This window comes from Mycobacterium sp. BK086 (genome assembly GCA_004362315.1).
In the GTDB taxonomy this organism is placed as follows: Bacteria; Actinomycetota; Actinomycetes; order Mycobacteriales; family Mycobacteriaceae; genus Mycobacterium.
Genome location: SNWL01000004.1, coordinates 863,153 through 882,299, shown reverse-complemented (window position 1 = coordinate 882,299; position 19,147 = coordinate 863,153). Strand labels below are relative to the sequence as shown.

Genomic DNA, 19,147 nt, shown 5'->3' with positions numbered 1-19,147 from the left:
CCTGTGCGTGAACGAGCGATCGGCGACCTGCTGTTCGCTCATCCGGATTTGTCCAGGCAGTAGGTGAACGCGTTCAACGTGTTGACCGTTCTTTCGTCTTTCACTACGTCGTCGATCTTGATGCGGCAGCCGAGCGAGTCACCGTCGCCCTGGGCGGAGACGTTGACGAAGACCGCCGGCTGGGTGGTGGTGGTGTCGTACGACCACGGCAGCGACACCGAGTCGGCACGCTGTGGTTGCGCGTTGACGTCGGTGTAGGTGATGGTCGCGACGGTGCCCGGTGGACCGAAGACTTCCATGACCACGCGCTTGGGATTGAACGGCACGATGTCGTTGCCGGAACCGCTGGGGGTGGAGGTCACGTCGTGCGCACCGAAGAGTCCGTGCAGCCGAGAGACGGCGAATCCCGCCGTGACGACCACGGCTATCGCGACGAGCAGCATCCAGCTCCGCCGGGCCAGCGCTCCGATCGGAAACCTCTGCACCCGTAGGCCTTTCAATATCCGGTGACACGAACACTGGGCGGGGAGGCAACAGGTCCCGGGCCACCCAGGATCGATTGCTCTAGACGGTACGGTACGGTACTGGATCTAGTCGGGCAAGACTTCCCCTCATGCCAGTGGTCTGGTCAGGCTGGGGATCAGCACGTTGTCGACGAGGGTCTGCACGGTCTTCTGAGTCAGCGGACGATTCGGGACGATCGACCGGAAGATCAGGTAGCCGGGCAACAGATCCCAGAGTTCCTCGGTGATCGCGTCTGGGTCGATCTCGCCCCGGTCGACGGCATGCTGCAGCACTTCTTCGATCAGCGCCTTGCGGCCGTCGAGGAATTGGTGCTGCATCGCCTCGCGCAACGCCGGGTCGCGGGACACCTCGACCATCACCGCGCGAATGGTCGCGGAGTGCTCGGTGGCATGTGCGGTGATCGCTTCGCCGAGGAGCAGCAGGTCGCCGCGCAGGCTGCCGGTGTCGGGGAGGACCGCCCGCTGGCGGCAGCCTTCGATGAAGGCCGCGAGCACCAGTTCGCCTTTCGACGGCCAGCGCCGGTACACGGTCGCCTTGCTGGCCTTCGCCGTGGCCGCGACGGCATCCACGGTCAGGCGCTCGTACCCGTGCTGCTGCAACAGCTGCAGCGTGGCAGCCAGCAATTCGGCTTCACGCGGCGACCACGGAGAAGACTCCGTGATGCTGTCGGCGATCGGGCTCACAGGGCCACCATAAAGCCGAAGTGGCGGTACGGTCCAGGACAGTACCGATATGCGTGCCCGGTCACGCCCTGCGATCCGGTGGTCGACCGGTCTGGCCGCGCCGCAGGACGGCGAAGGCCTCCCTGATCAGATCGACCTCGCCGGCGCGACCGGCCGGGCTGTTGCCGAGTTGCCAGTACCTGATTCCCGCGCTGCGCAGAGCGGCAACCGCGCAGCGGGCCAGGACCTGGGTTGCGAACTGCTCGCCAGGATCGAGCTCCCCGGATCGCGCGATCCGATCGGTCAGTGCGTCGACGATCTCCTGCTCGAACTGCAACAACAGCCCGGGCGTCGACTTCGCCAGTTTGGGGCCCGGGGGGCCGTCGTGGAACAGCCACGAGAGGTTGGGGCGGGACTCGCGCATCCGGTCGAACAAGCTCACGAACGCGTTCTCGACCGCCTCCAGTGGATCTTCGGAGGCCGGGCGTTGCCTGATCGCTGCACCCAGAATCGGCAGCATTTCCTCGATGTCGCGCACCAGCAGGGCTTCCTTGCCGGAGAAGTAGCGGAAGAAGGTCCGCTCGGTCACGCCCGCGGCTTCGGTGATGTCCCTGATCGTGGTGTCCGCATAGCCGCGTGAGTCGAAGAGGGCATCGGCCGCGGATTGGATGGCGCGCCGGGTCGCGAGTTTGTGTTCCTCACGCTTGCCCAGGCCAGTCGTCATCCAAGAACTATGGCACCACCCGTCGGGAAAACTTGTCAGGACTGACACTTTTCTTTAATCTGTCAGTTATGACAGTTTGCGGTGTGCGGATTCCGCGGCACGCACTCATCCGCGGTGCGTACCTGGTGGTCGGTATCAAGTTCGGCGCGATCTGGCTCGCTCAGGGGGACAGCTCGCCATGGGAGCACGCGGTGAGGCTGATCGTGCTGATGGGCATCGTCATGACCGTGGCCTCGGTCGTACGGTGGTGGGCGGCGCGTCGGGGCCGACACGTCGCACACCATCCGATCGGCAGGTTCCTGATGGCGAAGGTGGCACTCGTGGCCATGGCCGTGGCGGCCGGCCTCGCACTGGAGAACTCTGTCTCGAACGCCGATCTCTGGGTCGGCCTAGGCATCGCCGCCGTGGTGGGACTGGCCGGCCCGGCCATCCACCCCTGGTTGACCAAAGCGAACCCAGCCCAACTCGAACCCACCAACGCCGCGGTCGCGGGCGTCTAGATCAGGAGAACATCGCCGTGGAATTCCAGGGGAAGATCGCCGAGGACATCCGAGATTCGATTCCGGATTGGCGGCCGTACCGGGGGGCGTCGGCGCCCGACGGCGCACCGAACGTCCTCTACCTGTTGTGGGACGACACCGGCATCGCGACCTGGGATTGCTTTGGCGGCCTGGTCGACATGCCCAACATGAAGCGCATTGCCGACCGCGGCATCCGGCTGACCCAATTTCATACGACGGCGCTGTGTTCGCCGACCCGGGCTGCCCTGCTGACCGGGCGCAATCCCACCACCGTCGGCGTGTCCTCCGTGGTGAACCTGGCCGAGGGGTATCCCGGCCAGAACGGTCGGATTCCGGCACAGACCGCACTGATGTCGGAAGTCCTCGCCGAAAAGGGATGGTCGACGTACGCCGTGGGCAAGTGGCATCTGGCTCCCCCCGAGGATTGCCATGCCGCGGGGTCGAGACGGTACTGGCCGCTGAGTCGGGGGTTCGACCGTTACTACGGATTCCTGGACGGGATGACCGACCAGTGGTACCCCAGTCTGGTCAGCGACAGCCGCCCGATCGACCCTCCTGCGACGCCGGAGCAGGGATATCACCTGTCAAAAGACCTCGCCGACAACGCAATCGAGTTTCTGCACGACCACCGGGCGTTTGCCCCTGACAAGCCGTGGTTCATGTACCTGTGCCCCGGCGCCGGCCACTCACCCCATCAGGTCGCCACCGAATGGGCCGACAGGTACCGGGGTCGGTTCGACATGGGATACGAGCGCTACCGCGAGATCGCCCTGGCCAACCAGAAGGCGCTCGGGCTGCTCCCGGAGGACACCGAATTGTCGCCGATGAACCCCTACGTCGAGTGCACCAGCGCCGACGGACTGCCCTGGCCCGAACACGACACCGTCACACCCTGGGATTCCCTGTCCGAGGAGCAAAGGCGGGTGTCCTGCCGGATGGCTGAGGTGTTCGCCGGATTCCTCAGCTACACCGACGCGCAAATCGGCCGGATTCTGGACTATCTGGAGGCCAGCGGGCAGCTGGACAACACGATCATCATCGCGATGTCCGACAACGGCGCCAGCGGTGAGGGCGGACCGTCGGGAACTCTCGACGAGTTCACTCCGATGCGCGGCGGCGTGGATGCTCCCCCGTCGGCGGACCGGTACGCCGAATTCGGCGGCCCGGGAACGAAGATGAATTATTCCAACGGCTGGGCGATGGCGTTCAACACGCCCTACAAACTGTTCAAGCGATACGCCTCCCACGAGGGCGGCATCGCCGACCCGTGCGTGCTGTCCTGGCCGCGGGGGCTGAGCTCGCGTGGCGAGGTGCGCGACCATTATGTTCACGTCAGCGATATCACGCCGACGGTTTACGACCTATTGGGCATCGACCCGCCCGAACTCGTCAAGGGTATCGCGCAGAAACCGCTAGACGGAACGAGTTGTGCTGCCGCCCTGCGGGATTCAGGAGCGCAGACGGCAAAGCGGACCCAGTTCTATACCATGATGGGCACCCGCGGCATCTGGCATGAGGGTTGGTTCGCCAGTGCCGTGCACCCCCCGACCTCGGCGTCGTTGGGCCGCCCGGGCTGGTCCAGGTTCGGTGAGGATCGGTGGGAGTTGTTCCGCATCGACGACGACCGCAGCCAGATCCGTGACCTTTCCGCTGACCATCCCGACAAGCTCGACGAACTCAAGGCCTTATGGCACGACCAGGCCCTGCGCTACAACGGTTATCCGCTCAACGATCTGAGTGTGGCCGAGCTTGTGACCCGGGGGCTGGCGAAGGCGGCGGATGCGCCGCAGCGCGTTCACCTCTACCCCGACACGCCCGCCGGTCGCACCCCGATGAGCGGACTGTTCGGCGGCCGCAGCTTCACGCTGCGCGCGCCGGTGACGATCGAGAGCGCCGCCGCCGAGGGGGTGATCTTCTCGCAGGGCGACCGATCGGGCGGGCATGCGCTCTACATCGCCGACGGCCGCCTTTGCTACGTGGGCAACATCGGGGGTGAGGAGCAGAACGTCCGATCGGGTCAACCGATCCCGCTGGGGCACAGTGTGTTCGGCGTCGATTTCACCACCACCGGGCCCGGGTCGGAACCGCTGCAAGTCGTCGGTGACGTCGTGTTGACGGTCGACGATCGTCCAATCGCACGGTATTCCGGAATGCGGATGCCAAGCCTCGACCCGCTCCAGGCGCTGTCGGCGGGGCGTGGTGTCTCACACTCGGTGTCTGCGGACTATGCCTCGCCCTACCCCCTGCGCGCCGCCGTCCTCGAGCAGGTGACGATCGACTTCTCCGATGCCGCCGCACACCATGGCGAAGCCATCGTCGAACTGGGCTACACGCACGATTGAGGCACTTTCGCTACCCGATCTGTCTGCTCGGTCCGGTTACCATGAACCTGCTTTCAGCCGAGTCCGACACCTGGGGTGCGCGTGAAATCGTTCAAGACACTGGCCGGCATCGGTGCGGTTCTGGTGAGCGTGCCGCTGGCCGCGCCGGCTGCCGCCGAGCCCGCGGTGGCGACCTCCCAGTGGATCGTCGTCGGCGTTCCCGCCGCCAACGCCACCACCGGTACCCTCACGGCCTTCCAGAAGGTGGGCCAAGACTGGAAGGTGGTGCTGGGCCCCGTACCGGCGAAGGTCGGTGAGCTCGGTGTCGGCGCACCCGCCGACGGGGTCTACCGCACGCCGGCCGGCACGTTCGGCTTCGACCAGGCCTTCGGCCGGGAACCCAATCCAGGCACCAAGATGCCGTACTTCCAGGCCACCGATCAGGATTGGTGGGACGAGGACGGTAAGTCGCCGACCTACAACACCCACGTGCGCAGCTCGGGACAGCCATCGGGGATCGCCGAGAACCTCTACGACTCCGGACCGGTCTACGACTACGCGGTGAACATCACGTCCAATCCCCAACGCATTCCGGGCAAGGTGGCCGGCATCTTCCTGCACGTGACGAACGGCAGCCCGACCTGGGGCTGTGTCGCGATCGGGCGCGAGGAGATGAAGTCGGTCCTGAATTGGCTTGACCCCGCGGCGAATCCACAGATCACCATCGGCGTCGGCGACCCGTCGCTGATCCCGTCGTGACACCGGCAGCGTCACGGCGCGACGTCTTCAAATTCGCCCTCGGCGCTGTCGCCGGCGCCGCGGTACTCGGAACCCCGAAAGCGTCCGCGGATGCATTGCAGCTCATCGACTTCGCCACGGTCCTGGTCTCACCGGAGCAGATCAAAGCCGCCGGTTACAACGGGGCGCTGGTGTACGTCTCGGAGTTGCGTCCCGGCGCCACTTTCGATTTCAAGCCGGTCACCCGCGAGTACACCGACGGACTGATCGCGGCGGGGCTGCACGTCGTCAGCTGCTATCAATACGGAAAACCCGGCTGGCCGAACGCACCGTCGGACTTCACTCGCGGGTACGACGGCGGGGTGGCCGACGCGCAGACCGCACTGCGGCTTCACGGCGCAGCAGGCGGCCCGGATTCCGCACCGATCTTCTTCAGCGTCGATGAGGACATCAACGCCGACACGTGGAAAAGCACTGCAATCCAGTGGTTTCGCGGCATCAACTCGGTGCTCGGCGTCGCGCGCACCGGCATGTATGGCGGTGCCCGTCAGCTCTCGTGGGCGATCGGCGACGGCGTCGTCGGGCATTCCACCACGCCGGGGTTCCGGTGGGCATGGCAGACCAGGGCGTGGTCGGGCGGTGCGCGAGAGCCCGCCGCTGTGCTGTTTCAGCGAGAAGTGGTCACCCCGTCGGACCCCGGCGCGATCATCGACGGCGTCAGCGTCGACGTCGACGACGTGCTCGCGCCCGACTTCGGCCAGTGGGACCTGGCCCGCTGATCAGCTCTCCTTGAAGACGACGTTGGCCTCGAGCGGATTACGCGGCACGGTCAACTGATTGCAGGCGAACTCGGGGTCGGGGTAGCCGATGGAGACACCGCAGAGTATGCGCATGTCCTCGCCGATGCCCAGGTGCTCGCGCAGCACGTCGGGATACCCGGCCACCGACACCTGCACGCAGCTGCCGAGCCCACGCGCGGTGAGCGCGAGCAAGAAGGTCTGCAGGAACATGCCCACGCCGACGGCGTCGACGTAGTCCAGGTCGCGGTGCATGCACACGATGCCGGTCAGTGGAGCGCGGAAGAACTCCCAGTTACGTAGCACCGCAAGGCGTCTGGCCTCGGCGTCGTCACGCGCGATACCCATCGTCCCGTACACCAGCGCACCGAGCTCGCGCCGCAGATGAGCGAACGACTTCGGCAGTTCGGGTACGTTCGGTGCGGCGATGTCGGCTTGTTCGAGCAGAGCCTCGGCCAACCGGTCGCGAGCGGGTCCGGATGCGAAGACCACATGCCACGGCTGCACGTTGGAGTTCGACGGGGCACGGATGGCCAATTGGAGCGACTCCGTCACCAGCTCCCTGGGGACGGGCCTGTCCCGCAGGAACAACCGGATGGACCGACGCCCGGTGATCGCCTCTTCGAGGTCGTGCACTGCTGCCTCCTGTCGTCAGAACCCCTTGCGCGCCAGCCACTCCAGGGCGACGTCGGCGACCTCACGCCAGCCGCTGTCGATGGTCAGCGAGTGACCCTTGCCCGCGAACTCGTGGAACTCGGTGTCCGAGCCGCCCTTTTCGTACATCCCGAACACCTCTTTGGTGACTTTCAGCGGCACCGTGTGGTCGTCGCTGCCCGACGTCAGCAGCAGCGGTCCCCGGTCGACAAGGTGGGTGTCGACCTTCGCCGGCGAGTTCTTGTGGAAGTTGGCGGTCGCGTCCTCGAACAGCGGCAGGCCTGGCCCGGGGATCGTCCACTTGTCATGCAGATCGGCGGATTCCTCCTCGGTCAACATGTTGCCGAAGGCGTACTTGAACTGCTTGTCGTTGAGTGAGACCGTCCGATGCTTGTTGGCGGGGTTACCCAGAACGGGGAACGCCGAACGTAATTGCGCAAGGGGAAGTGCTTTGACGCCCTTGATTGGGGCGGGGTCGATCGCGACCGCGGCGGCCGCGTGGCCACCGGCCAGGAGCTCCTGGGCGATGAGACCGCCGAACGAGTGCCCGATGACGACCGGCTTCACCTCGTGCTTGCCGCCCGCATCGATGATCCCGACGTAGTGGTCGACGATCTCGGCGATACCGATGTCGTTGAGCGCGTCGGCGTTCTCCCGGGTCGCCGTGACGGAGTCGGAGTCGCCCGGCCAGCCGGGAGCCGAGACCGCGTAGCCCTGTTCGGTGAACAGCTCCTCCCACGGCTGCCAGGCGCTGGCGTGGATCCATAGGCCGTGGATGAAGATGACGGGGTTGGGCTTGATGCTCAAATCGATCGTTCCCTTTCTAGAGAGTGGTGACGTAGCCGCCGTCGATGCGGATGTCCGAGCCGGTGATGTTGGCCGAGTGCGCGCCGGCGAGGAACAGCGCGAGGTCGGCGACCTCTTCGGGAGTGGTGAAGCGCCCCGTCGCCGAACCCGCGACGACGGAGTCCACCACCTGGTCGGCGGTGGCTCCGCTGGCGGCGGCGAACTGCTGGGCGATACCGTCTTCGGCCAGCCACAGCGGGGTGGCCACTGGACCGGGGCTGATCGTGTTGACGCGGATCCCCTTGCCGCCGAATTCCTTCGACACACTCTTGGCGAAGTTGGCCAGGGCGGCTTTGGTGGCGCTGTAGTCGACGATATTCCACTCCGGCAGGGCGGCGTTGACCGAACCGATCATCACGATCGATCCGCCGCCGCGGGTGAGCATCTGCGGAATGGCTTCGCGTGTGGTCCGCACGGCGGACAGGAAATTCACCGCGATCGATGCCAGCCACTCGTCGTCGGACACGGACAGGACGCCGTCGAAGCGAGGCGTCACCGATCCGGCGTTGTTCACCAGGATGTCGATGCCGCCCCGCTGCGCGGCGGCGGCGACTACGGCCTTGGGCCCGTCGGCGGTCGAGACATCGGCGGCGACGAAGGTGGCCGAGCCGGCCGCTTCCAGGGCCTCCACTTCGGCGCTGTTGTGTCGCGCGGCCGCGATCACGTGCGCGCCTGCGGCGGCCAAGGCCTGGCTGGTGGCCAGTCCGATTCCTTTGCTTGCGCCGGTGACGACGGCGATCTTTCCGGTGAGGTTGGTATCCACAACCGATACCTTGCCTCACCGTCCCGTGATCAGCGCTCCAATGTGTAGACCACGTCGTAAAGTCCCGGATGCGCCTGGCCGTACTGGGCGCCCCGATCCAAGAACCCCGCTGCCCGCAATCGTTCGATCACTCGCAGCGCCGCCTCGAGACTGTCGCTCTGTGCGTAGTTCACCACCCGGGTGCCGTCCTGGCTGCGATGCAGGCTGGCCGAGCGCCAGCCCGGCGTGGTGCTCGCGAATCGTGCTGCCTCCTCGAGCAATTCGATGAGCGGTTGCTGACCACCTTCCGGCACCGTGAAGGTGTTGATCTGCGTGACGATTCCGGCGTCGGTTCGGATGAACGGCATGGTGACCTCCTGGTGAGAGGCGCTGCTGAACCGGAGGGTCGACGCGACTTCGTGAACACCCGCGCCAAGCCGCCGACGCGTCAGCGCCAGTTGCTTGTCGGGGGTCCGCTGGGCGGTACGGAGCTTCCTGCCGGAAGTGAGCGGGCTTACCGGGTGCCGCTCCTGGTCCTTTTCGACGTGGTCGACGATACGCCCGATCAGACGGTGTGGCTCGGCGCCGGCGGCGCAGTGGCGATGGCGTTGACGACGAAGTCCGCCGCCTGGTCTGCCATGCCGTTGGTCTTATAGGCACTGTGCGCGGCGCGGTCCAGGCCGCCGGGGGAACACACCGGATCACCGGGGGCGCACAACTCGAGGGTCTTAGGCTCGTACAGCTGCCCGATGGTGATCGGTGGCGCACTGTGGTCGGCCAGACCGACGACCCAGTCCGATGGTGTACCGAACAACACCACCGCCGCGACGTGCGTGGCGACGGCCGGTGGCATCGGGCCGCTGATACCGGTCGGCAAGACGAAACCGGCAGGCACCGTCTCGGTGGTGGTGTAGCCCGCCACCGCAGCGCCCTGCGAATAGCCGCCCAGCACGATCTTGGTCGCGGGGCAACTCGCCGTCAGGGATTCGATCTCGGTGCTCGCATCGGCGACACCCGCGGCGGCCTGCGAGAAGTCCAGTGACGCAGGGTAGTTGACCGGATAGACGCCGATGGTGTCCGTGCCCTGCAGCCGAGCGGTCAGGGCGTCGACGAAGGCCTGGCCGGTGGCGCCGATCCCGGGTGCTTCGAAGGTCCCGCGGGCGAACACGACCTCGACATCCGGGCATGAATTGGCCGCGGCGGCAACAGCTGTCGCCTGCGGGCCCATGATCGCGGCGACGGAGATACCTGCGGCGGCCAGACTGGTGAGCTTCATGATCGGTCCTCCCGAGAGACGTCTTGTGGTGTTGTCACACAGAGTCCCGCGGCGCGGTGGGCCGGCACATCGACGCTGCCCGCCAATCGGTGTACCGGCTAGCCGGTAGTGCTCAGACGAACTGCTGTCCGCCGTCGATGTCATAGGTGGCGCCGGTGAGCGCGCCATTGACCATGAGATGCACGGCAAGAGCCGCGACGTCTTGCGGGCCGACGACCCGCCCGATCGGCAGCGTGCTGCGCAGCTCGTCGCGACGGTTCTCGAGTTGGTCGCCGAGCAGCGCGGCCGACAAGGGGGTGTCGACGAATCCTGCCGCGATCAGGTTGACGCGGATCGGGGCGAGTTCGAGCGCCAGGGCGGCGGTGAACGGTGGCAAGGCTGCCGTGGCGGCCGGGACGATACCCAGTCGATGGTCGATACGTCGTCCGCCGGTGCCACCCATCAGCACCAGTGAACCGCCCGCTCTCATCTTGGGTTGCGCGTTGCGCGCCACGTCGAGGCCGAGGACGACGTGGGAGCTGAGCGCATCGCGGATGTCATCGGCAGTCATCTCGAGCATCGGCCGGTAGCTGGGCCCGCCGGCGGTGACCAGCACGTGGTCGATCCGGCCGGGTAAGCCGCCGAAAAACTGTGCCAGCGAGTCGGAGTCGGTCGCGTCGAAGGCCGCGGTGCGTGTGGCGCCGACGTCGGCAGCTGCGGCCTGCAGGCGTTCCGGGTTGCGTCCGGTGAGGATGACGTCGGCGCCCTCGGCGCGCGCCTTGCGTGCCGTCTCCAGTCCGATGCCGGCGCTGCCACCGATGAGTACGACCGTTTGTCCGCGGAGCTCCATGGCTGTCAGCCTGCGCCGAGCGTGGGGGCCGGCGTCGAGAATCTTCGAAAATTCACCGTCAACACCCACCCTCGGCACGCCGGTCTAGTCGACCTAGGTGAGCCAGCGGTCGACCAGGTCGGCCCAGCGCCGCGAAATGGCTTTGTCCATCTCGTCGCGGCGACGTCGGGTGTTGACGTCCTCGGGTTCGATCGCGCCGATCGTCATCCGCGCCACCTCGTCGACCTGCTCGCGTTCCAGTCCGAACGTCAGCAGGACGTCGAGATCGGTGTCGGTGTCGAGTTCGTCGGCCAGGGTCGAGCGAGCGAGCAGGACGGCGGCGTTCTCCTCACCGGCCTCCAACAGCATGGCGACCAGGCTGGTCTTGGCGACTTTCACGAAGCGGAGCTACACCGGCCGGCGGACCGACAACTCAATACCGTTGTCACGCATGACCTTGCGGCACTGCTCGGGTGTGTAGTCGAAGTTCTCCAGGTCCTTGATGTAGGAGGCCGGCTCGGCAAGGCCCTCGACGTGCGGGTAGTCCGAACCCATGAGGATGTGATCGTCACCCATCAGTTTCAGCAGACTGGCCAGTTCGTCCTCGTAGAACGGCGAGACCCAGACGTGCCGCCGGAAGGTCTCGCGCGGATCTTCCTGGTAGATGAACGGGATCTGACCCCACGACTTGGTCAGCTTCTCGAACAGGTGGAACACCCACGTCGAACCGCTCTCGATGCACGCCATCCGCAGATTCGGGAATCGCAGGAACAGCCCGTTGTGCAGGTGGTTGGCGAAGGTGTCCTGGATCGCGTCACCGCTGAACAAGCTCCGGAAGCCCAGCAGCGCGTTGAACGACATCATGTAGTCCGACTCGCCCCAGGCCGGCATGAACTTCGAGTAGTAAGTCTCGCCTGAGTGATAGCACACGGTGATGCCGGAATCGTTGGCCAGCTGCCAGAATTCGTCGAACATCGGGTCGCCGGGCGGGCGCATGCCGACCTCGGTGGTGATCGGGCCCGGGATCATCACGATGAAGCGGGCGTCGTGCTCCAGCGCCCACTCCAGCTCGCGCACGGCGTTGTCTGGCCGGCACATCGTGATGTACGGAGCGGTGAAAATCCGCTCCTGATAGGCGAATCCCCAGTCGTCGTCCAGCCAGCGGTTGAACGCTTTGAACGTCGCGATCGTCGCGTCGAAGTCGGGCAGCAGTGCCTGCTCCATCCCGACCCCGAGCGTCGGCAGCATGATGCAGCCCTGCATGCCCTGGGCATCCATGGTCGCCAGCCGGGCATCTCTGTTGCGGTACTCGGCCCGGATCGGCTCCAGCTCGCCGAACAGCGAATTCAAGTCGGCACCATGGGGATTCCGGCCGCGGAAGTACTCGTCGAGCGCGCCGGGCTTGCCCACCGGGTCGAACGTCGGATTCGGAATGAACCGGTTGACCCGGCCGCCGACCATCAAGCGCTGGCGGCCGTCGAGCTGCGCCCACTGGATGGCACGCTTCTTGAACTGCGGTTCCATGTAGCGGGTGAAGGCGTCCTCGGCCTCGTAATAGTGGTTGTCACAGTCGAAGAACGTGAACGGGAGTTCGGTGCTTGTCATCGGTGCTGTGTCCTTTCCGGCTACTTCCGCGGCAGGCCCAGAATCATCGACGCGATGATCGTCAACTGGATCTCTGCCGTCCCACCGCCGATGAGCTCGGACGGCATGTCGAAATACGGTGCGATCACCGCGGGGTCCGAATCCTCCAGCATGGCAAGGCGTCCGGTGAGTCCCAGTGTCGCGGTCGAGGCACGGCGCAACAGCAGCACCATCGCGTACTTGGCGATGCTCGACGTCGGGCCGGGGCCTTGTCCCTGCACCAGGCGAAGGGTCTCGCGCAGCACCATCGCCTTGATGGCCGTGGTGTGCGCTTCGATCTCGCCGAGCGCCTGCAGGGTGGAGTCGTGATCGGGTCCGTCGACATCAGCCATGCGGCGAAGCGCCTCGGACCGATCGATGTTGACGTAGTTGCCGATCGCCGTCCGCTCGACGGCCATGGTCGCCACAGCCAGATCCCAGCCGTGTCCGGGCTCACCGACCAGCATCTCGTCCGGGACAAACACGTCGGTGAGGAAGACCTCGTTGAAATCGAAGTGGCCACTGGCCTGCTTGATCGGGCTGATCTCGATGCCCGGCGAGGACATGTCGACCAGAAAGTAGCTGATCCCACGGTGTTTCGGTGCGTCGGGGTCAGTACGTGCCAGCATGGCGCCGAACTGGGCGACGTGGGCCGACGACGTCCAGATCTTGTGACCGTTGACCAGCCAGCCGCCGTCCACCTTCTGGGCGCGGGTGACCAACGAGGCCAGATCCGAACCCGCGCCCGGCTCGCTGAACAACTGGCACCAGCGCTGCGTGCCGCGCATGATCGGTTCGGCGAAACGCTCACGCTGTTCGTCGGTTCCGCTGTTGAGGATCGTCGGCAGGATCCATTCGGCGATGCTGAGTGACGGCCGGATCATCCCGCGTTTGTCGAACTCCTCGGTGATGATCACCTGCTGCACCGGGGTGGCGTCCAGACCCCACGGCGCGGGTAGGTGCGGAGCGACCAGACCCGCGTCGGCCAACAGGTTGCGCCGCGACCCGAAGGCAAGACCGGGCGCGCGGACGTCGTCGGTGGGTGTCTCGTCCTGGAGTGCGGCCGCTTCGTCGAGCGTCTTCGCGATACCCGCCCGGAACTCCGATTCGATGTCACCGAGATTGACGGCGGTGGAACGCTTCAGCGTCCTGGCCAGCTCGCCGGCTTCTCGTGCCCACCGGGTGGTGGTGCCCAGGGACGCGGCCAGGCTGGTGGCGCGCCGCCAGTACAGGTGGGTGTCGTGTTCCCAGGTATAGCCGATCGCGCCGAACATCAGCAGCGCGTCGAGCATCAGATCGGGTCCGGCGCACACGGCCATCAGGGCGGCCGACGAGGCGGCAAGCCGATGCTGCTCGATGCTTTCGTCGATGGCGCGCACCGCATCCCAGGCTGTCGCCGATGCCAGCTCGGCGTTGACCAGAAGGATCGCGGCCTTGTGCTGCAACGCCTGGAAAGATCCGACCGGCTTGCCGAACTGCTCACGGGTACGGATGTAGTTCACCGCGGTCTCGACACCCTTGCGGACCGTGCCGGCCGAGGCACAGGCGGTCAGCCCTGCGACCACGCAGCGCGCCCGCTCGGTGTCGATCCCGGTCACCGGGGTGGCAGCGGGGTAATCGTCGAGGCCGAGGATGCCGACGTCGGTGCTCAGATCGGTGCCGCGCTGCTGCTCCACCGCGATATTCGAGCCGGCGTCCAGGGCGAACCACAGAACAGTGTCGCCCTCGTGTGCTGCCAGCAGGATCCGTTGTGCTGCAACCAAACCCAACGTGCTGCCGATCGATCCACTCAGCCGCCAACCCTCGTCGTCGCGCACTGCCCGCACCGTGGAGTCCTCGGGCAATACGACGGCCGCAGTGGCTCCACCCGCGAGGTCGGCGACCAACGCCGCAGCGGAATCATCGGCCAGGGCGGCAACGGCGCTGGCGGCCGCGGTGCTCAACAGCGGACCGGGCAGCAATGCCGCCGCGGCGGCTTCGATGACACAGGCCATATCGGCCAGGGTGCCGCCCTGACCGCCGGCCGCTTCGGGAAGGTGCACCGCGTGGAAGCCGTTGGCGGTGAATTCCTCCCACCAGGTGGGCAATTCGCCGGCGGCGATCGAGTCCAGAGCAGCCCGGGTTTTGTCGATCGGGGCGTGCCGAGCCGCGAACTGGGTCACAGCCTCAGCGAGCTGCTCCTGCTCGATCGTGATAGCTAACGCCATGGGGTGTTAGTTCTCCAGTCCTAGAATCCGGGCGGCATTGCCGTACAGGAACTTCGGCCACACCTCATCCCTGAACGGCACCTTGGGCATGTCGCTGAAGATGCGTTCCAATGACAGGCCCATCGGGAAATAGCCGGCGTAGATGATCTTGTCGGCGCCACGGGTGTTGGCGTAGTCGATGATTTCTTTGGGGTAGTACTTGGGCGCGAAGGCCGACGTCGAGTAGTACAGGTTGGGCCATTTGAGCATCAGCTTGACCGCGAGGTCCTGCCACGGCTCGCAGCCGTGCCGGGTGACGAACACCAGGTCGGGGAAGTCGAACATCACGATGTCGATCCGCGAAACCTCCTGCGGCGCCATCGGAATCCGCGGTCCGGGGACACCGGCGCAGCAGAAGATCGGGAGGCCGAGGTCGACACAGGTCGCGTATACCGGGTACATCTTCGGATCGTCGATCGGAACCTGCGGGAAGGTGCCCGACGGGAAGCATGACACCGCACGGATGCCGTAGGTCTCGTACTCGCGGCGAATGGCGTTGACCGTGCCCATCACGTCATTGGGGTCCGAGACGTTGCCCGACGGGATGAAGCGGTCGGGGAACATCTTGAGCGCCAGCTCCGCAGAGGAGCCCTCGCTGACGCCGATCATCGACTTCTCGATACCGAACCGATCCATCTGCTGCAGCAGCAGTGAGACCGGGTCGTCGGTGGGCAGGCCCTTGGGGACGTCCTTGAACATGTACTCGACCGGGAAGTCGAAGTCCTCTTTGGACTCGCGGTCCTTCGTCTGCTTGCGGATGAAGTCGTACTGAGCGGTGCCCTCGTGGGGAAATCCGATCATCGTGTCGATCACCGGCAGGCCAACCGGTCCGGCCATCGTGTCCTCCCATCGCTACGACGGACACCGTCGCGGACTCCATACTGAAACACGGTTCTACTTGATGTCAAGATTCGAAGGGCCTTCTAGCTGGTGTAACTACCCGGTAGTGGTGCAAGATGTCGTAACATCGCAGAAGATTGTTCTTGCTAGGGAGGTGGCACCGTCAACACGCCAGTCCCCGATCTGGCCTCGTCGGCCGGGCGCGTCTTCTCGCTGTCGGACATGACCAGCGGCCAATTGGCCCGTCGCGCCAAGATCATCGAAGAAGTGATCGGCCTGATCGGCGAGGTCGGCGCCGACGCCGTGCAGATGCGTGATGTGGCGCAGCGCTCGGAGGTGGCGCTGGCCACGCTCTACCGGTACTTCAGTTCGAAGGAGAACCTGCTGGCCGCCGCATTGGCCGATTGGCAGAAGCGGCTGACGCGACGGATCCTGGCCGGCGGCGGCGTGGCAGATGCTGACCCGTTGCCGGGGGTCTTGGACTACCTGAGGCGGGCGCAGCGTGCGTTCAATCGCAACCCCGAGATGACCGTGCTGATGCTGCAGATGATGGCGTCGACCGATCCCGAGGTGCGGTCGTCGATCGACCAGATGGAACGCACCAACGTCGAGCTGTTCAATCGCCTGCTGGCAGGTGTTGCGCCCGAGGTGATTCCACAGGTGACGTTCGGACTCAACGCCGCGCTCAGTGCCGCGCTCGCGGGTCTTCGGGCGGGACGGCTGACATTGGACGAATCGCTGAATCATGTTGAGTGGGTAGCCCGAATGCTGCTCGCCGAGGCGCAGCGGTGAGCCTGTCCGCCCACCTGTGGTCGGACAATGCCGATGTGGCCTCCGAGATACTGGCGCACCCGTTCGTGCGCGGCATCGCTGACGGCACCCTGCCCAGAGCGCGGTTCGCGACCTACATCGCCCAGGACGCCTTCTTCCTGGAATCCTTCGCTCGCGCATACGCATTGGCGTTGGCGCGGAGCCCGGATACCGCGACGCTGCTCGCGCTCGCCGACCTGATCACCGGTGTTCGGGAAGAGCTGGCGCTGCACGCCTCCTATGCCGAGTCGTGGGGTATCGACATGGCGGGTGTGGAACCACTCGACGCCACCTCGGCGTACACCGAGTTCCTCCTTGCGACCGCGGGCACCCAAGACGTCGGTGTGATCTACGCGGCCATGACACCGTGTATGCGGTTGTATGCGTGGCTCGGTCAATCGATCGACCCCGATCGGGCGGGGCCCTACGCGCAATGGGTGCAGACCTACGCCGATCCCGAATTCGAGAAGATCGCCCGGGTGTTGGAAGGACTGCTCGACGATCAGGCGGCCGCCAGCCCGGCCGTGCGCAGAGCCTATCGCCGCGCCATGCACCTCGAACTCGCCTTCTTCGACGCCGCCTAGAAGTCGGCGGTATCCGGCCGGACGATCGAGCGGGGATCGAGCCCCAAACCCCGGATATGCAGGGCGATTTCACGCAGCGGCGCTACCCAGACGTCCGAGCAGGACGCCACGTGTTCGACGAGTTCTTCCAGGGCGGCCGTCCGAGACGGCCGGCCCGAGAGGAACGGATGGTTCGTCAGCACGAAACAGCCGCCGACCGAACGCAATCCCTCGAACTCCAGTCGCCAGATCTCGGCGGCCTTGCGTGGGCTTTCGATCAGACCGCTGCCGGAAATCTCTGGGAGATAACAGTATTGCTCCCAGTCGTCCAGCGCCCACTGCACGGGGATCTCGACGATCTGGCCGCCGTCGGCTACCCCGAGTTCGTAGGGGTGATCGGCGTCCATCAGGCTGGTGTCGTAGAGGAATCCGCGATCGGCCAGCAGCGCGGGGGAGTGCCAGTTGAGTTCCCACATCGGTGCGCGGAAGCCGACGGGCGCCTCGCCGGTGAGCGCGGCCAGCACCTCGCTGCCCCGATCCAGGATCGCCGCCTCCTGCTCGGGCGACTTGCCGGTGAGAACCTCGTGCAGATAGCCGTGGTGGGCCACCTCATGTCCGCCGTCGACGATGGCTCGGACGACATCGGGATAGCGAACCGCGGTATAGCCGGGGACGAAGAACGTCGACCGGACGTCGTGGCGGGCCAGCATCGCCAACAACCGCGGCACGCCCACGAGTGGACCGTATGCCTGATGAGACATCACCGACATCCGATCAGCATGTGCCGCATCGACATTCAGGACCGCCGACTCGGCGTCGACGTCAAAGGTGAAGCTGGCGGCAGCCCGCTTGCCTGACGGCCAGGCGACCGGATCGGCCGGCCGCGTGTTCATACTCGGCACCGCGTTGTCCCTCCGTTGATCTGAATGGTCTGGCCGATGAGGGCTCCGACTCGCATCGACGCCAAAAATGCCACCGTGTCGGCGATTTCGTCAGGCCTGCCGATCCGTCCTACTGGGATGCCCTCGGCGTAGCGCCGGTGCATCTCGGTGAGGCTGATGCCCGCGTCCGCGGCGTCCACCTCGAGCTGAGGGGTGTCGATCACACCGGGGGCCACCGCGTTGACGATGATGTTGTCTCGGGCCAGTTCACGGCCGAGGGTCTTGGTCAGCGCGATCAGGCCCGCCTTGGACGCCGCATAGGCGGTTGCGCGCGACCATCCGGTGACACCCCATTCCGAGGCGATGATCACGATCCGGCCCCCGCCGATCCGTCGCATCCCGGGTAGGGCCGACTGGACGGTGTGAAACGTCCCACTGAGGTTGGTATCGACCACTTTCCACCAGTCGGCCTCGTCATGGTCGGTGAGCGTTGCCATCGACATGTAGGCGGCATTGCACACCAGGACGGAGATCGGGCCCCAGTGCGCTTCCACACCGGTAACCGCGGTGGCGATGGCCTCGGGATCCGAGATATCCGCCGGCACACCGAAGCCGTCGACCGCGTCAACCGCCTCAGCCATCTGCGTGTTCTCGGTCGGGCCGTTGACGCCGACGAGATACCCGTCGGCGGCCAGCCGCTCGGCGATCGCCCTGCCGATTCCCTGGGTGGCTCCGGTGACCAGCGCGATCTGGCGGGTACTCATCAGATCACCGCTCCGCTGTTGGGGGACAGAACTTCTCCCGTGCAATAGCCGGGCCCATCGATCAAAAAGTGCACCGTGTGGGCGACCTCTTCCGGACTGCACAGTCGGCCTGCGGGCAGCGTGGCCAGGTAGTCGGGATCGCGCCATGGCGAGTCCGCGGAGAGCAGGGGCGTGTCGGTGGGGCCGGGTGCCACCGAATTGACCCGTACCCCCTGGGCCGCGACCTCGACGGCCAGGCTGCGAACGAAGCCGATGATGGCGCCTTTCGCGGCGGCGTAGTGCGCGTCGCCGTCGCCACCACCGATCGCCAATTCCGAGGCGATCGCCACGATCGCACCACGCCGGCGCTCGATCATGTCGGGCAGCACCGCATGCACGGTGTTGCGCAGCCCGCCCAGGTGCACGCGCAGCATTCGTCTCCAGGCCTCGGTGCTGATCTGCGAGACCGGGGTCATCTCGTAGTGACCGGCGGCGTTCACCAGCGCGTCGATCGGCCCGAGTTGATCGCGGATGGAGCCGACGGCGTCATGGACCGCGCTGCTATCAGAGATGTCAACCGCTGCCGAGGCCGCCAGGTGTGGGACCGGCCGCAGATCCAGCCCGGCCACCTGCCAGCCGTGGCCGGCGAGCTCGGTACTGACGGCGGCGCCGATTCCGGAGGCCGCCCCCGTCACCAGCACAACTCGAGTCATGCACCAGATGATGAACCACGGGGAGCGCCGTCGCATGTCGGGAGCCGGCGGGAAAACGAACTCCCCGCCACTTTCAACATATAGCGGACAGGGGGGCTTGCGGCAAGCCCCCCG

The 19,147-nt window shown here is 66.0% G+C and carries 22 protein-coding genes; 6 read left to right on the top strand and 16 right to left on the bottom strand.

Features of this window, described 5'->3' with window-relative positions; translation table 11 throughout:
- Positions 1-38: 38 nt before the first annotated feature.
- From EV580_RS15020 to EV580_RS15010, 3 genes are all read right to left on the bottom strand, one after another.
- The gene (locus EV580_RS15020; RefSeq protein ID WP_133692253.1) at positions 39-443 is read right to left on the bottom strand and encodes an MmpS family transport accessory protein; all 405 of its coding nucleotides are present in this window, start codon (positions 441-443) and stop codon (positions 39-41) included.
- Positions 444-611: 168 nt separating this feature from the next.
- Entirely contained in the window at positions 612-1,208 is a 597-nt protein-coding gene (locus EV580_RS15015; RefSeq protein ID WP_133691950.1) for a TetR-like C-terminal domain-containing protein, read from the bottom strand.
- A 61-nt stretch (positions 1,209-1,269) separates the two neighbouring features.
- A complete protein-coding gene (locus EV580_RS15010) occupies positions 1,270-1,911 on the bottom strand; it encodes a TetR/AcrR family transcriptional regulator (RefSeq protein WP_133691949.1) in 642 nt (213 codons plus the stop codon).
- Positions 1,912-1,979: 68 nt separating this feature from the next.
- Between EV580_RS15010 and EV580_RS15005 the strand changes: the two genes are divergently transcribed.
- From EV580_RS15005 to EV580_RS14990, 4 genes are all read left to right on the top strand, one after another.
- Positions 1,980-2,411: a hypothetical protein gene (locus EV580_RS15005; protein ID WP_133691948.1), complete on the top strand. Its 432-nt coding sequence runs from the start codon at positions 1,980-1,982 to the stop codon at positions 2,409-2,411.
- Positions 2,412-2,422: 11 nt separating this feature from the next.
- Complete coding sequence (locus EV580_RS15000; RefSeq protein ID WP_286171595.1) at positions 2,423-4,774, top strand: arylsulfatase; 2,352 nt, start codon at positions 2,423-2,425, stop codon at positions 4,772-4,774.
- Between the two features lie 81 nt (positions 4,775-4,855).
- Positions 4,856-5,512: a L,D-transpeptidase family protein gene (locus EV580_RS14995; protein ID WP_133691946.1), complete on the top strand. Its 657-nt coding sequence runs from the start codon at positions 4,856-4,858 to the stop codon at positions 5,510-5,512.
- Positions 5,509-6,270: a DUF1906 domain-containing protein gene (locus EV580_RS14990; protein WP_133691945.1), complete on the top strand. Its 762-nt coding sequence runs from the start codon at positions 5,509-5,511 to the stop codon at positions 6,268-6,270. The genes EV580_RS14995 and EV580_RS14990 overlap by 4 nt, the downstream gene beginning before the upstream one ends.
- On the opposite strand, the gene EV580_RS14985 is transcribed toward EV580_RS14990, so the two are convergent.
- From EV580_RS14985 to EV580_RS14940, 10 genes are all read right to left on the bottom strand, one after another.
- A complete protein-coding gene (locus tag EV580_RS14985) occupies positions 6,271-6,924 on the bottom strand; it encodes a nitroreductase (RefSeq protein WP_133691944.1) in 654 nt (217 codons plus the stop codon). It lies immediately after the preceding gene.
- Positions 6,925-6,939: 15 nt separating this feature from the next.
- Entirely contained in the window at positions 6,940-7,749 is an 810-nt protein-coding gene (locus EV580_RS14980; protein WP_208114612.1) for an alpha/beta hydrolase, read from the bottom strand.
- A gap of 16 nt (positions 7,750-7,765) precedes the next feature.
- Entirely contained in the window at positions 7,766-8,551 is a 786-nt protein-coding gene (locus tag EV580_RS14975) for an SDR family NAD(P)-dependent oxidoreductase (RefSeq protein ID WP_133691943.1), read from the bottom strand.
- 29 nt (positions 8,552-8,580) lie between these two features.
- Positions 8,581-8,898, bottom strand: coding sequence for an antibiotic biosynthesis monooxygenase family protein (locus tag EV580_RS14970; RefSeq protein WP_133691942.1), 318 nt, complete (start codon positions 8,896-8,898; stop codon positions 8,581-8,583).
- Between the two features lie 197 nt (positions 8,899-9,095).
- Positions 9,096-9,806 (bottom strand): cutinase family protein, encoded by a 711-nt coding sequence (locus tag EV580_RS14965; protein ID WP_133691941.1) that lies wholly within the window; start codon positions 9,804-9,806, stop codon positions 9,096-9,098.
- A 112-nt stretch (positions 9,807-9,918) separates the two neighbouring features.
- Positions 9,919-10,635, bottom strand: a complete 717-nt coding sequence (locus tag EV580_RS14960) for an SDR family oxidoreductase (RefSeq protein WP_133691940.1) — start codon at positions 10,633-10,635, stop codon at positions 9,919-9,921.
- Between the two features lie 93 nt (positions 10,636-10,728).
- Positions 10,729-11,013: a hypothetical protein gene (locus EV580_RS14955; protein ID WP_133691939.1), complete on the bottom strand. Its 285-nt coding sequence runs from the start codon at positions 11,011-11,013 to the stop codon at positions 10,729-10,731.
- Between the two features lie 9 nt (positions 11,014-11,022).
- A complete protein-coding gene (locus EV580_RS14950; RefSeq protein ID WP_133691938.1) occupies positions 11,023-12,219 on the bottom strand; it encodes an amidohydrolase family protein in 1,197 nt (398 codons plus the stop codon).
- 20 nt (positions 12,220-12,239) lie between these two features.
- On the bottom strand, positions 12,240-14,444 hold the full coding sequence (locus EV580_RS14945; protein ID WP_133691937.1) for an acyl-CoA dehydrogenase family protein: 2,205 nt from the start codon (positions 14,442-14,444) through the stop codon (positions 12,240-12,242).
- A gap of 6 nt (positions 14,445-14,450) precedes the next feature.
- Positions 14,451-15,320 (bottom strand): amidohydrolase family protein, encoded by an 870-nt coding sequence (locus EV580_RS14940; protein WP_133691936.1) that lies wholly within the window; start codon positions 15,318-15,320, stop codon positions 14,451-14,453.
- A gap of 225 nt (positions 15,321-15,545) precedes the next feature.
- On the opposite strand from EV580_RS14940, the gene EV580_RS14935 reads away from it, so the two are divergent.
- Both EV580_RS14935 and EV580_RS14930 read left to right on the top strand, forming a co-directional pair.
- Positions 15,546-16,115 (top strand): TetR family transcriptional regulator, encoded by a 570-nt coding sequence (locus EV580_RS14935; protein WP_133691935.1) that lies wholly within the window; start codon positions 15,546-15,548, stop codon positions 16,113-16,115.
- Entirely contained in the window at positions 16,112-16,717 is a 606-nt protein-coding gene (locus tag EV580_RS14930) for a TenA family protein (RefSeq protein ID WP_133691934.1), read from the top strand. The genes EV580_RS14935 and EV580_RS14930 overlap by 4 nt, the downstream gene beginning before the upstream one ends.
- On the opposite strand, the gene EV580_RS14925 is transcribed toward EV580_RS14930, so the two are convergent.
- The 3 genes from EV580_RS14925 to EV580_RS14915 are packed head-to-tail and all read right to left on the bottom strand — an operon-like array spanning position 16,714 to position 19,033.
- Positions 16,714-17,589, bottom strand: a complete 876-nt coding sequence (locus EV580_RS14925; protein WP_133691933.1) for a polysaccharide deacetylase family protein — start codon at positions 17,587-17,589, stop codon at positions 16,714-16,716. The genes EV580_RS14930 and EV580_RS14925 overlap by 4 nt on opposite strands.
- Positions 17,586-18,341 carry an SDR family NAD(P)-dependent oxidoreductase gene (locus EV580_RS14920; protein WP_133691932.1) on the bottom strand — a complete coding sequence of 252 codons (756 nt, stop codon included), beginning with the start codon at positions 18,339-18,341 and terminating at the stop codon, positions 17,586-17,588. Before EV580_RS14920 ends, EV580_RS14925 begins: the two co-directional genes overlap by 4 nt.
- On the bottom strand, positions 18,341-19,033 hold the full coding sequence (locus EV580_RS14915) for an SDR family NAD(P)-dependent oxidoreductase (protein WP_133691931.1): 693 nt from the start codon (positions 19,031-19,033) through the stop codon (positions 18,341-18,343). The genes EV580_RS14920 and EV580_RS14915 overlap by 1 nt, the downstream gene beginning before the upstream one ends.
- Positions 19,034-19,147 lie beyond the last annotated feature (114 nt).